This window comes from Nocardioides taihuensis, from assembly GCF_042657275.1.
GTDB lineage: Bacteria > Actinomycetota > Actinomycetes > Propionibacteriales > Nocardioidaceae > Nocardioides > Nocardioides taihuensis.
Map to the genome: position 1 here is coordinate 67,844 of NZ_JBHSKD010000019.1, position 12,426 is coordinate 80,269.

The 12,426-nt window shown below is 74.1% G+C and carries 14 protein-coding genes; 10 read left to right on the forward strand and 4 right to left on the reverse strand.

Features of this window, described 5'->3' with window-relative positions; genetic code table 11:
• The first annotated feature begins 14 nt into the window (after positions 1-14).
• From ACFPGP_RS15545 to ACFPGP_RS15560, 4 genes are read left to right on the forward strand one after another with little or no spacing between them, the layout of a single operon-like run.
• Positions 15-305 (forward strand): hypothetical protein, encoded by a 291-nt coding sequence (locus ACFPGP_RS15545; protein WP_378591629.1) that lies wholly within the window; start codon positions 15-17, stop codon positions 303-305.
• A complete protein-coding gene (locus tag ACFPGP_RS15550; RefSeq protein ID WP_378591630.1) occupies positions 302-1,576 on the forward strand; it encodes a hypothetical protein in 1,275 nt (424 codons plus the stop codon). The genes ACFPGP_RS15545 and ACFPGP_RS15550 overlap by 4 nt, the downstream gene beginning before the upstream one ends.
• Before the next feature lie 11 nt (positions 1,577-1,587).
• A complete protein-coding gene (locus ACFPGP_RS15555; RefSeq protein ID WP_378591632.1) occupies positions 1,588-2,379 on the forward strand; it encodes a hypothetical protein in 792 nt (263 codons plus the stop codon).
• A complete protein-coding gene (locus ACFPGP_RS15560) occupies positions 2,372-2,932 on the forward strand; it encodes a hypothetical protein (protein ID WP_378591634.1) in 561 nt (186 codons plus the stop codon). The genes ACFPGP_RS15555 and ACFPGP_RS15560 overlap by 8 nt, the downstream gene beginning before the upstream one ends.
• 120 nt (positions 2,933-3,052) lie before the next feature.
• Here the strand turns inward: ACFPGP_RS15560 and ACFPGP_RS15565 are convergent, their stop codons facing one another.
• Together ACFPGP_RS15565 and ACFPGP_RS15570 are read right to left on the reverse strand one after the other, a co-directional pair.
• A complete protein-coding gene (locus ACFPGP_RS15565; RefSeq protein WP_378591635.1) occupies positions 3,053-3,550 on the reverse strand; it encodes a response regulator in 498 nt (165 codons plus the stop codon).
• Positions 3,551-3,669: 119 nt separating this feature from the next.
• Positions 3,670-4,095 carry a response regulator transcription factor gene (locus tag ACFPGP_RS15570; protein WP_378591637.1) on the reverse strand — a complete coding sequence of 142 codons (426 nt, stop codon included), beginning with the start codon at positions 4,093-4,095 and terminating at the stop codon, positions 3,670-3,672.
• Between the two features lie 217 nt (positions 4,096-4,312).
• On the opposite strand from ACFPGP_RS15570, the gene clpB reads away from it, so the two are divergent.
• The 3 genes from clpB to ACFPGP_RS15585 are packed head-to-tail and all read left to right on the forward strand — an operon-like array spanning position 4,313 to position 8,803.
• Positions 4,313-6,910 carry an ATP-dependent chaperone ClpB gene (gene clpB, locus ACFPGP_RS15575; protein ID WP_378591638.1) on the forward strand — a complete coding sequence of 866 codons (2,598 nt, stop codon included), beginning with the start codon at positions 4,313-4,315 and terminating at the stop codon, positions 6,908-6,910.
• Positions 6,911-6,923: 13 nt separating this feature from the next.
• On the forward strand, positions 6,924-8,039 hold the full coding sequence (locus ACFPGP_RS15580; RefSeq protein WP_378591640.1) for a hypothetical protein: 1,116 nt from the start codon (positions 6,924-6,926) through the stop codon (positions 8,037-8,039).
• The gene (locus tag ACFPGP_RS15585) at positions 8,036-8,803 is read left to right on the forward strand and encodes a hypothetical protein (RefSeq protein ID WP_378591641.1); all 768 of its coding nucleotides are present in this window, start codon (positions 8,036-8,038) and stop codon (positions 8,801-8,803) included. The genes ACFPGP_RS15580 and ACFPGP_RS15585 overlap by 4 nt, the downstream gene beginning before the upstream one ends.
• Before the next feature lie 52 nt (positions 8,804-8,855).
• On the opposite strand, the gene ACFPGP_RS15590 is transcribed toward ACFPGP_RS15585, so the two are convergent.
• The gene (locus ACFPGP_RS15590; RefSeq protein WP_378591643.1) at positions 8,856-10,013 is read right to left on the reverse strand and encodes a pyridoxal phosphate-dependent aminotransferase; all 1,158 of its coding nucleotides are present in this window, start codon (positions 10,011-10,013) and stop codon (positions 8,856-8,858) included.
• A gap of 41 nt (positions 10,014-10,054) precedes the next feature.
• On the opposite strand from ACFPGP_RS15590, the gene pyrE reads away from it, so the two are divergent.
• Positions 10,055-10,597 carry an orotate phosphoribosyltransferase gene (gene pyrE / locus ACFPGP_RS15595; protein WP_378591644.1) on the forward strand — a complete coding sequence of 181 codons (543 nt, stop codon included), beginning with the start codon at positions 10,055-10,057 and terminating at the stop codon, positions 10,595-10,597.
• 36 nt (positions 10,598-10,633) lie between these two features.
• Here the strand turns inward: pyrE and ACFPGP_RS15600 are convergent, their stop codons facing one another.
• Positions 10,634-11,374 carry a DedA family protein gene (locus ACFPGP_RS15600; RefSeq protein ID WP_378591646.1) on the reverse strand — a complete coding sequence of 247 codons (741 nt, stop codon included), beginning with the start codon at positions 11,372-11,374 and terminating at the stop codon, positions 10,634-10,636.
• Between the two features lie 50 nt (positions 11,375-11,424).
• Between ACFPGP_RS15600 and ACFPGP_RS15605 the strand changes: the two genes are divergently transcribed.
• Both ACFPGP_RS15605 and ACFPGP_RS15610 read left to right on the forward strand, forming a co-directional pair.
• Positions 11,425-11,712 carry a hypothetical protein gene (locus ACFPGP_RS15605; RefSeq protein ID WP_378591647.1) on the forward strand — a complete coding sequence of 96 codons (288 nt, stop codon included), beginning with the start codon at positions 11,425-11,427 and terminating at the stop codon, positions 11,710-11,712.
• Positions 11,713-11,776: 64 nt separating this feature from the next.
• On the forward strand, positions 11,777-12,415 hold the full coding sequence (locus tag ACFPGP_RS15610; protein WP_378591762.1) for a TrmH family RNA methyltransferase: 639 nt from the start codon (positions 11,777-11,779) through the stop codon (positions 12,413-12,415).
• Positions 12,416-12,426 lie beyond the last annotated feature (11 nt).

Consider the following 12,426-nt stretch of genomic DNA (forward strand, 5'->3'; position numbering starts at 1 on the left):
GGTAGGACGCGGTCATGCTGATCGCAGACACGGGGGGACTCACCACCGCGGCGGATGAGGTCGACCTCTCCGCCGCCGTGCTCGCCGACCTCGACGTCGCCGGCCCGTTCGCCGACGCCTCCGACGCGCTGGCGTGGTCGCAGACCAGCCAGGGCTGCCTGTGGGTCTCGACCCGCCTCGCGGCCGCCGTCCAGGTCTACGCCGAGGGGCTCGGCTCGCTGGCGGACGCCTCGCGGGTCACCGCCCGCGACCTCACCGGCACCGATGTCGGCGTGGCCGGAGGCTTCGGGAGGGCGCCGCGATGAGCACCCTGACCGTCCCGCAGGTCCGCGGCTGGCGGCCCGAGGCGCTCGACGTCGCCGCCGGGTCGGTCTGCGAGGCCGCCGACGTCGTCGACCGCGAGGCCCGGGCCGTGGGCCGCTCGCTGGAGCAGGCGCTGACCGAGGCCGGGGGCGCGTGGGCGCTCGCGGCCGCCGAGCGTGCCGCCGACGAGGCGCGCACCGGCGCCCGGCTGGCCGACGCCCTCGACCACGCCCGCGCCGCCCTGCGCACCGGGGCGGGCGACATCGGCCACGCCCGGCAGCGGCTGCTCGACACGATCGCCGGTGCCGAGGCTCAGGGCTTCACCGTCGGCGACGACGGGAGCGTCACCGCCCCGACCCTGCCGCCGGTGATGAGCTCGCCCGAGGTCGCGGCCGCCGCCGCGGCCTCCCGCAACGCCGAGCAGCAGCGGCTCGACGACCGCGCCGGCGCGCTCGCCTCCGACATCGGCGGCGCGCTCACCGCGGTCGCCACCGCCGACGCGACCACGGCCACCGCCCTCGGCGACATCGACTTCCCGCAGACGCTCGAGTCGGCCGTCGAGGCCTACCTCCAGCGCGCGGTGACCAGCCGCGACCTCCTCGGCGCGCTCGGCACTGCGGGCGGCGCCGTCGCGCTCGGGCTGACGCTGAAGAAGGCGGTCGGCCTCTTCGGCCGCTCGACGTCGTTCCTCACCTTCCTCCGGGCCTCCAGCGCCCCCCTCACCGACTACCGGACCTTCCTGCGCAACCTCGGCGCCTCCGACGACGCGCTGCGGACGTTCGCGAACGGCGCCGAGAACGGCGGGTTCGCGCGGTTCCTCCTCGGCAGCCGGGCCGCGACCATCGCCGGCAAGGCGTTCCTCCCGCTCACCGTGGCCACCGGGGCGATGGACGCCGTCACCGGCGGCGGGTACGACGGCGCACGCGGCTGGGCGACGCGCGGGTTCGGCCTCGCCGGGGCGGCCGGTGGCGGCGCGCTGCTGGCGAGCTCGGCCGGTCTGATCGCCCTCGGCCCGGTCGGAGCCGGCATCGCGGGCGCGGCGGTCCTCGGATACGGCGCCTGGACGCTCGGCAGCTACGTCTACGACCACTGGGACGACATCGAGCGGTTCGGCTCCCACGCGGTCGAGTGGACCGGCGACCGGCTCTCCGATGCCTACGACGGTGCGAGCGCCGCGGTCGACTGGGCCGGCGACCGGCTGTCCGACGCGGGGGACGCCCTCGCGGACGCCGGCGCCTCCACCCTGCACACCGTCAGCTTCGGGCTCCTCTAGGGCCGTCGCCGATGTCCCACCGGAGGCCCGACCCGACGACCCACGGGCCGACCGCGGCCGAGCCGGTGCTCGTCGACGTGCTCACCGACGAGGAGCTCAGCGTCGTCGCCCGCCCCGGACCCATGCCGGTGCTGCCCTTCCTCGACGACCTCCTCGAGGCCGAGCGCGAGGTGGCGCGCCGCTCGGCGTACCGCTCCCTCGTCGCGCGCGGCGTGGTCTCCCCGCCCACGGTCGAGGCCATCGCGGCCGCGACCGCCCTGCGTGACGGCAGCGTCGACCTCGAGGTCCGCGAGGACGTCGCGTCCGTGGTGGCCCTGCGCGAGGCCGCCCAGGTCGTGGTGGCCGTCGCCCGCACGACCGCGACCGACCAGGACTTCTGGTACGCCCACCTCGTCGACGACGTCGTGCTGCTCGAGGAGGTCAGCCGCGACGGGCTCCACCGCTTCGCCCTCGCGCACGCCGCCGACCTCGAGCACCTGGCCGTCGGCGCCGCCGTCCACCCCGACGCCGGGGACGGCGACGGCCCGACCCTCTACGTCGACGCCCCGCACGGCGACCCGACGCCACCCGACGCGGTGCTCGAGCGGCTCGGTGCGGCCTTCGTGCGCGCCGACCTCGTCGTGCGCCGGCCGGGCGACTCCGAGCCCCCGGTGCTGGCGGTCCTCTCCGGCCCCGACGGCTGCTGGGTGGTGGCGCCCGGCACGCCGACCCGGGCCGAGCCCGCCACGGCCGGGGCCGCGCGCGCCTCCGTCGCCGAGGCGGTCGCGTCGGTGCGTGCCGAGGCGGTGGTCCTGCATGGCTGAGCCCGGCGCGCGGGTGACGGTCCCGCGGTTGCTGAGCGGTTCGGCCACGACCTGGCTCTCGCTGGCCGCGGCCGTCGTCGCCGTGCCGGCGGTGGTCGGCTGGGCCCTTGCGACCCAGCCGCCCGGCAACCGCGTGGCCGCGCTCGTCCTCGCCGTCGCGTTCGCGGGGTTCGTCGCATGGGTCGCGCTGCGCCGCACCTGGCTCGACACCCGCCGCGGCCTGGTGGTGCAGCAGGTCCTGCTCGTCCTGCGCCGTTCGACCGCGTGGGCGGACGCCGAGACCGTGCGGTTCACCCCCAACCGGGCCGGACAGGTGCTGCTCGAGGTGCGCGGCTCCGGGCGGCCGACGTACCTGCCGCTCGTCGCGGTCGACGTCGGCGGCGACCGCTGCCAACCTCCGGAAGTGCTGGGCCTGCTGGCCGACCAGGTGGAGACGTGGGCACCCTCCCGTACGGCCGTCGTGCGGGGGCTCCGGGCCCAGGCCGCCCACGTCGAGGGCGGCGGCGACGTCCGCGCGTCACCGCTGGCGCGCGCCCACCTCGCCCGCACCTGACCCACCGCGATCGGTCGAACCGTCACTCAGATCGGTCGAACCGTCACTCAGATCCGTCGAACCGTCACTTGGGTCGCTCGAACTGACGGCTCAACGGATCTGAGTGACGGTTCGACCGGTTCAGGCGTAGTCGCGGACGAGCGGGAACGGCCGCACCGGGCGTTGGGCGCCGGACTGGGCGACGCGCCGGAGGTGCTCGATGATGCTGCGGGGCGAGACGCCCTTCTGGATGTAGGCGTAGGCGCCCGCGTTGAGCGCCGCCTCGGTCATGTAGGTCGCACCGATCGCGCTGTAGACCACGACCCGGGTCTTGGCGCAGGCGCCGTGGACGAGCGGCAGGATCTCCAGGCCACCGGTCTCGGGCATGGCGAGGTCGAGCACGACGAGGTCGGGCTGCTCGCGCTCGATCAGCGCCAGCCCCATCGCGCCGTCGCCGGCCTCGGCGACGATCTCGAAGCCCCCGGCCTCGAGGGTCATCCGCAGCATGTCGCGCACGTCGACGGTGTCCTCGACCACGATCACGGTGAACTTCTGCTCCGGGGCCGGCTCGGAGGGCTCGGCCTCGACCGTGGGCTCCGGCTCGTCGTCCGAGCTGCGGCGGAACGGGTTGCCCCGCATGACTCACTCCCCTCGTGCCTGTCCTCACACCTGACGGAACGATAGGGCAACCGGGGGCCGCGCGACCCGGTAACGCGCGCACGAGTGGGGTCCAAGTCGGGCCCGTGACTGCCGCCGGGTCAGGCCGGCGGGCGCAGCGGGAACGGCCCCACCGGCTCGGCCGCGTCGCTGTCGAAGACCCGGCGCAGGTGCTCGGTCAGCCGGCGCATCGAGACCCCCTTGGTGATGTACGCCGCTGCCCCGGCGTCGCGGACCTGCGCGAGGCGCGCGAACCCGTCGTACGCCGTGTAGACGACGACCTTGGTGTGCGGGCAGTCGTGGCGCAGCGTCGGCAGCGCCTCGAGCCCCCCGATGCCGGGCATGGCCAGGTCGAGGGTGACCACGTCAGGCTGCTCGCGGCGGCACATCTCCAGCGCTGTGCGGCCGTCGGCGGCGACGCCGACCACCTCGAACCCGTCGGCGTCGAGCTGCAGGCGCAGGAGGTCGCGGATGTCGGGGCTGTCGTCCACGACGACCACGCGTACGGGCTGGGCGGTTGCGACCACGGGTGACCTCGGTGAAGCCTGGTGTCGCCGGGTGCTCGACGACCTCACCGGCCACGCTAGACCTGGTGCGCACGGCCTGCCCAGACCGCACCGGGAACCCTGTCGAAATCGTGACCCGTAGGGCGGATCCGCCAGACTTGAGCGGAACAGACTCAACTCTGGGAGCGTTGATCCAGGTGACGACCCCACCCAAGGACCCGCAGGAGGACCACGCAGCATGAGCCAGTTCGGCGCCGAGAAGTTCACCACCCGCGCGCGGGAGGCGATCGAGGCCGCCCAGGTGTCGGCCACCACGGCCGGGCACACCACGACGGAGCCGATCCACCTCCTCGCCGCGCTGCTGCGCGAGACCGACAGTGTCGCGCGCACCCTCGTCACCCGCGCCGGTGCCGACGCCGGCGCGCTCTCCGCGCGCGCCGAGCAGGTGGTGGCCCAGCTCCCGCGGGCCAGCGGCGCCACCGTCCAGCAGCCCGGCGCCTCCGCCGCGCTCACCCGGGTGCTCGCCGGCGCCCTCGACCTCGCGGCGTCGATGAAGGACGACTACGTCGCCACCGAGCACCTCCTGATCGCGATCGCCGGCACCGAGAGCCCGGCCCGCCAGGTGCTCGTCGACGCCGGCCTGACCGAGGAGGGCCTGCGCGACGGCCTGACCGCCGTCCGCGGCAACCGCCGCGTCACCAGCCAGGACGCCGAGTCGACCTACGAGGCGCTCGAGAAGTACTCCGTCGACCTCACGCAGGCCGCCGAGGAGGGCCGGCTCGACCCGGTGATCGGCCGCGACGCCGAGATCCGCCGCGTCGTGCAGGTGCTCTCGCGGCGCACCAAGAACAACCCGGTGCTGATCGGCGAGCCCGGCGTCGGCAAGACCGCCGTCGTCGAGGGGCTGGCCCAGCGCGTGGTCGCGGGCGACGTGCCCGACTCCCTCAAGGGGCGCCGGGTCCTCAGCCTCGACCTGGCCGCGATGGTCGCCGGCGCGAAGTACCGCGGCGAGTTCGAGGAGCGGCTCAAGGCCGTGCTCGAGGAGATCCGCGACGCCGCGGGAGGCATCATCACCTTCATCGACGAGCTGCACACGGTCGTCGGTGCCGGCGCCGGCGGCGACTCCGCGATGGACGCCGGCAACATGCTCAAGCCGATGCTGGCGCGCGGCGAGCTGCACATGATCGGCGCCACGACGCTCGACGAGTACCGCGAGCGGATCGAGAAGGACCCCGCTCTCGAGCGCCGCTTCCAGCAGGTCTTCGTCGGCGAGCCCAGCGTCGAGGACACCATCCAGATCCTGCGTGGCATCCAGGAGAAGTACGAGGCGCACCACGGCGTCCGCATCACCGACGCCGCCCTGGTCGCCGCCGCCACGCTCTCCGACCGCTACATCACCGGCCGCCAGCTGCCCGACAAGGCCATCGACCTCGTCGACGAGGCCGCGAGCCGGCTGCGCATGGAGATCGAGTCCTCGCCGGAGGAGATCGACCAGCTGCGCCGCCAGGTCGACCGGCTCAAGATGGAGGAGTTCGCGCTCCAGAAGGAGAGCGACGAGGCCTCCCTCGAGCGGCTCGACGCGCTCCGCCGCGACCTCGCGGACAAGGAGGAGGAGCTGCGCGGCCTCGAGGCCCGCTGGGAGCGCGAGAAGAGCTCACTGGAGGGCGAGGGCGAGCTGCGCCGCCAGCTCGACCAGCTGCGCATCGAGGCCGACCGGCTGCTGCGCGAGGGCAACCTCGAGGCCGCCAGCCGGATCAACTACGAGTCGATCCCCGAGCTGGAGAAGAAGATCAACACCGCGGTCGCCGCCGAGAAGTCCGACATCGAGCCGCTGGTCGGCGAGGAGGTCGGCGCCGAGCAGGTGGCCGAGGTCGTCGAGGCGTGGACGGGCATCCCCACGGGCCGGATGCTCCAGGGCGAGACCGCCAAGCTCCTGGAGATGGAGGACGTCATCGGCCGGCGCCTGATCGGGCAGCGGGCCGCCGTCACCGCGGTGGCCGACGCCGTACGCCGCTCGCGCGCGGGCATCAGTGACCCGCACCGCCCGACCGGCTCCTTCCTCTTCCTCGGCCCCACCGGCACCGGCAAGACCGAGCTGGCCAAGTCGCTGGCCGACTTCCTCTTCGACGACGAGCGCGCGATCGTGCGCATCGACATGAGCGAGTACTCCGAGAAGCACTCGGTGGCCCGCCTCGTCGGCGCCCCTCCGGGCTACGTCGGGTACGACGAGGGCGGCCAGCTCACCGAGGCCGTCCGGCGCCGCCCGTACGCCGTGGTGCTGCTCGACGAGGTCGAGAAGGCGCACCCCGAGGTCTTCGACATCCTGCTGCAGGTGCTCGACGACGGCCGGCTGACCGACGGCCAGGGCCGCACCGTCGACTTCCGCAACACGCTGCTCGTGCTGACCAGCAACCTCGGCTCGGGCTACCTCGTCGACCCGACCCTCGACCCGGAGAAGAAGCGCGAGTCGGTGCTGGCGACCGTGCGCGCGGCCTTCAAGCCCGAGTTCCTCAACCGCCTCGACGAGGTCGTGGTCTTCGAGGCGCTCACGCGTGAGGAGCTCGCCGAGATCGTCGACCTCCAGCTCGCGCTGCTCGAGAAGCGGCTCGCGGTCCGGCGGATCACGATCACGGTCAGCGACGCCGCCCGCGCCTGGCTCGCCGAGACCGGCTACGACCCGGCGTACGGCGCGCGCCCGCTGCGCCGCCTGATCCAGAGCGCGATCGGCGACCCGCTCGCCAAGCTGCTGATCGCCGGCGACGTCGTCGACGGCGGCACCGTGGCCGTCGACCTGGCCCCCGAGGGCACCGAGGGCCTGGCCCTCACGCCCGCGTGATCCAATTGAGCCGATGACCGACACCCTGCCCCGCCCCCGCCAGGTGACCATGGCCGCCTGGATCGCGGTGGGCGCCTCGGTGCTGGTCGTGCTCACCGTCTTCGACACGGTGGCCGGCCTGCACACGCTCGAGACCCGGCGCACCATCGAGCAGTTCCTCGCCGAGCCGCCCGGGGTCGACCTCGGCCTCGACGTCGACGGGGCGATCGCCGTGGTCCGGGTGCTGGCGATGGTCGCGGCCGGCTGCGCCACCGCGGCGGCAGTGCTCGGCTTCCACGTGCTGAAGCGGAGCAAGGGCGCACGGCTGGCCCTGACCATCGTGGCGGTGCCGCTCTTCTTCGCCGGGATGGTGGTCGGCGGCTTCCTGTCCTCGCTGGTGGCCGCCTCGGCCCTGGTGCTCTGGCTCGAGCCGTCGCGTGACTGGTTCAACGGCGTCCGCGCCCGCACCGCGCCGGTGCCGGAGCCCGGCCCGCCCGCGCCGGAGCAGCGGCAGGCGCCGCCGCCGTACCTCTCGCCGCACACCCCGCCGCCCCCGCCGGCCGGCTCCGGCGTGGTGTCGCCGGGCCCGCGGGCCCACGAGGGGTTCGGCACCCCGCAGCACCGCCCCGTCGACGGGTCCACCGCTCCCGCTGCCGCCTCCGCGCCGGTGCCGTGGCCGCCGCCGGTCCCGCGCGAGCAGGAGCGCCGGCCGGGCGCCGTGGTCGCGGCCTGCGTGCTGACGTGGACGCTGGCCACCCTCGTGGCCGGCCTGATGCTGCTCACCGCGGCCGTCGTGGCCGCGGCTCCCGACCTGCTCTTCAACGAGCTCGACAAGCAGAACCCCGACTGGCAGGCGCAGGGCGTCAGCCGCGCCGGCGTCGAGGTCGCGACCTACGTGGTCGTGGCACTCACCTGCCTGTGGGCCGCCACCGCGGCCGTCCTCGGGGTGCTGGTCTGGCGGCGGGTGGTCTGGGCCCGCACCGCCCTCCTCGCCTCGGCCGCGACGGCTGGTCTGGTCTGCCTGGTCGCCGCGATCGGCTCGTTCGTGCTCGTCGTCCCGGCGGTCGGCTGCCTGCTGACGGCGTCGCTGCTGATCCGCACCGAGGTGCGCGCGTGGTTCGCGCGCCCGCGTGGTCCAATGCACCCATGAGCGACGTGAACGGTCCCACCGGCAACCCGTACGGCGAGCAGCCGCACCCCACCGGCCCGCCGCCGCCGCCCCCGAACCCCTACGACGCCGGGTCGCAGCAGACGCCCCCGCCGGGCCAGCCCGCGCAGCCGCCGCAGCCGTTCGGCCAGGCCGCCCCGCCGGCGTCCGCCGACCCCTACGGCCAGCCCGCGTACGGCCAGCCCGCGTACGGCCAGCCGGCGTACCCCCAGCCGACGTACGGCGAGCCGGCGCAGCCCTACGGCGGCTACGGCCAGCCGGCGTACCAGCCCCCGCGCGACTCCTCCAGGCGCCCCGGCACCGTCACCGCGGCCGCCGTCATCACCCTCGTCAGCGCGGGCCTGAGCCTGGTCGGCTTCGTGATCGGCATCTTCGGCCTCGCGGTGGCGCGCCAGGACTTCCTCGACCAGATCCGCGACGACCAGAGCTTCCAGGACTCGGGCTTCTCGGCCGACTCCGCCTACGGGCTGGTGATGGCGGTCGTGATCGGCTTCGCGCTGTGGTGCCTGATCAGCTGCGTGCTGGCGATCTTCGTGCTCCGCCGGTCCAACATCGCGCGGATCCTGCTGGTGATCTCGGCCGCGGTCAGCCTCCTGGTCAGCCTGATCTCGATCGCGAGCCTCATCAGCGGTGTGACGCTCCTCGCGGCCGCCGCCACGATCGTGCTGCTGTTCGTCGGCGGGGCGAACGAGTGGTTCCGCAAGCAGCCGCCCGCGTCGCAGATCCCGGGGATGACGCAGTACTGAGCGGCGCGGTCCCGGGCTCGCCCGGGTCGACGACGCAGGTCAGTGACGCAGGTCAGCGACGGAGGTCGGCGGCCGCCAGACGGCGCAGGCCGTCCTCGATGACGCGCCTGTCCTTGCAGAAGGCCCACCGCACGAGGTGCCGCCCGGCCTCCTGGTCGTCGTGGAAGCGCTGCGTCGGGATGGCGACGACTCCGGCGCGCCCGGGCAGCGCACGGCAGAAGGTGTCGCCGTCCTCCCAGCCGAGCGCGGAGACGTCGCTCATCGCGAAGTAGGTGCCCTCGGGCACCCGCACCTCGATGCCGACGTCCGCGAGGCCCGCGCACAGCAGGTCGCGGCGGACGAGGAGGTCGGCGGCGAGCGTGCGGGGGAAGTCGTCCTCCTCGTCGAGTGCGACGGCGATGGCGGGCTGGAGCGGCGAGCCGCTGGTGAAGGTGAGCCACTGCTTGGCCGCGAGCACGGCCGAGACCAGCTCCTCCGGCCCGGTGGCCCAGCCGACCTTCCAGCCGGTGAACGACCACGACTTGCCGGCCGACGACAGCGACAGCGTGCGCTCGCGCATGCCGGGCAGGGTGGCCATCGGCACGTGCCGGTGCTCGTCGTAGGTCAGGTGCTCGTAGACCTCGTCGGTGATCACGACGAGGTCGTGCTCGACGGCGACCGCGGCGACGGCGGCCAGCTCGGCGTCGGTGAGCACGGTGCCGGTCGGGTTGTGCGGACTGTTGAGCAGCACGAACCGGGTGCGCGGACCGACCGCGGCCCGCAGAGCGTCGACGTCGAGGCGGTAGTCCGGCGCGCGAAGCGTCACCGGCTTCCGCACGCCGCCGGCCACCTGGATCATCGCGGTGTAGGAGTCGTAGTAGGGCTCGAGCACGACGACCTCGTCGCCCTCGTCGACCAGCCCGAGCAGCGATGCGGCGACACCCTCCGTGCAGCCGGTGGTGACCACGACCTCGCGGTCGGGGTCGAGGTCGAGGCCGTAGTGGCGCTGCTGGTGACGGGCCACCGCCTCGCGCAGCGCGGGCACGCCCGGCCCGGGCGCGTACTGGTTGGCGCCGTGCTCGAGGGCCTCGACCGCTCGCGCGATCACGCGCGGCGGCCCGTCGACGTCCGGGAAGCCCTGGCCGAGGTTCACCGACCCCGTGCGCGCGGCGAGGGCGGACATCTCGGTGAAGATCGTGGGCGGGATGCCGTGCAGGCGCCGGGCGAGCATGCCTGCGACGGTAACGGGTGGCCGGGACTAGGGTCTGCCCCGTGACCGACATCCGTGACCCCGACCTGGCTCTCGACATCGACGGCATCTGCCGCCTGACGGGGGAGTTCACCCTCCGGTCGGGCCAGGTGGCGAGCGAGTACTTCGACAAGTACCTCTTCGAGTCCGACCCGACCGTGCTGGCCCGGGTGGCCCGGGCGATGGTGCAGGTGCTCCCCGGCGACACCGAGCTGCTCGGCGGTCTCGAGCTCGGCGGCATCCCGATCGCCACGATGATCAGCAGCCTGACCGGCCACCCCGCACTGTTCGTGCGCAAGCAGGCCAAGACCTACGGCACGTGCAAGCTGGCCGAGGGGCCGGACGTCGCCGGTCGCCGGGTCACGCTCGTCGAGGACGTGATCACCACCGGCGGCGCCGTCCGCGACGCGACGCGCGCGCTGCGCGAGGCCGGTGCGGTCGTCGAGGTGGTGGTCTGCGCGATCGACCGCAGCCCCGCGGGTGAGAACCCGCTCGCCGACGTCGGCCTCGAGGTCCGGCCGGTGCTCACCAAGGCCGAGCTCGACGCCGTCCGCGCCGGCGCCTGACGGGCCCGGCGCCCGACGGGTCCGGGCAGCCCGGCCTCAGGCCTCGCGGACGTCCTGGCCGAGGATGTCGCGGTCGGGGAGGCCGTCGCCGTCGTTGTCGTCGGCCTCGGGCGACGACGTACGACGGTGCCGCCACCACTCGAAGACCACCGGGATGACCGACAGGGCGAGGATGGTGAGGATCGCGAAGTCGATGTTGTCGCGCAGCCACGGGACGCGGGTGCCGAGGAAGTAGCCGAGCAGCGTGATGCTGAGGACCCAGCCGGCCGCGCCCACGAAGCTCCACACCAGGAACCGGTGCCGCTGCATCCGGGTCACGCCGGCCACGACCGTGATGTAGGTGCGCACGAACGGCACGAAGCGCCCGATCACCAGTGCCGAGCTCCCGTGCCTGTCGAAGAAGAGCTCCGTCTGGTCGAAGTACTTCTTCTTCAGGATCCGGCCGTTGCGGCGGTAGAGCGGTGGCCCGATGGCGCGGCCGATCTCGTAGCCGACCACGTTGCCGAGGAAGGCCGCTGCCGTCAGCAGCACCAGGGCGATGGTCAGCTCGAGCCCCGGGCCGCCCGGGAAGATGTCGATGTCCTCGGTGGCGATGAAGACCCCGAGCGAGAGCAGCAGGGTGTCGCCCGGGAGGAACGGGAAGAAGAGCCCGCACTCCACGAAGATGATGATCAGGCTGAGCCAGAGCAGCTCCGCGCCGAAGCGGTCGAGCAGGTAGGTGGGGTCCATCCAGTCCATGCCGAGCAGCATCGGCAGCAGGACGGCGGTCGGGCCCACACGTGAACCCTAACCGGCGCTGCCAGCCGATCGCGGGCTAACGTGCCCGCGTGAGCACCTCCGACGCCGCCGGCCCCGTCGTCAGCAGCTTCCCCGGCGCGGTCCGCGTCGCCGCGGAGCTGGCGACCTGCCCGGCCGTCGCCGACCGCTGGGAGCAGGAGAGCGCCTGGGCCGGGACGACCGTCGGCGGCCTCGCCCGCCACCTCGTCGACCAGGCCGGCAACACCGTGCGCCTGCTCGGGGCGCCGCCGCGGACTGACCCTCCGATCGCCCTGCTCGAGCACGACCGGGCGCTCAGCCGGCCGCAGCGGGCGCCCTCGTCGGTCTCGGCCTTCTGACGTGTCCGACCCGGCCGGCCCCGCTGACGACCCGCGGGCGGACGAGCGGGCGCCGTACGACCCGATGCCGCACGGAGCCCCGGAGGTCGGCGTCGGCCCGTGGGAGGGCCCGTGGCCCGAGGGGGAGCAGTACGACGCGCGGCTGCTCGCCGAGGGAGACCGGCGCAACGTGGTCGACCGGTACCGCTACTGGACGGTCGAGGCGATCGTCGCCGACCTCGACCTGCGCCGCCACGACTTCCACGTCGCGATCGAGAACTGGCAGCACGACTTCAACATCGGGACGGTCGTGCGCACGGCCAACGCGTTCCTCGCCGCCGAGGTGCACATCGTGGGCAACCGGCGCTGGAACCGGCGCGGTGCCATGGTCACCGACCGCTACCAGCACGTGCGGCACCACGCGACCGTCGAGGACCTCGCGGCGTACCTGCACGAGCGCGACGTCGTGCTGCACGGCATCGACAACCTGCCCGGCTCGCAGCCGCTCGAGGCCGCGACGGTGCCGCGGCGGGTGTGCTTCCTCTTCGGTCAGGAAGGGCCGGGCCTCTCCGACGGCGCCCGCGAGGCGTGCGACGGCACGTTCTCGATCGCTCAGTTCGGCTCGACCCGGTCGATCAACGCCAGCGCCGCCGCCGCGATCGCGATGCACGCGTGGGTGCGTGCGTACGCGGATCTCGGCGGCGGCGGTGCCTGGCGTGGGTGAGCCTCAGGTGC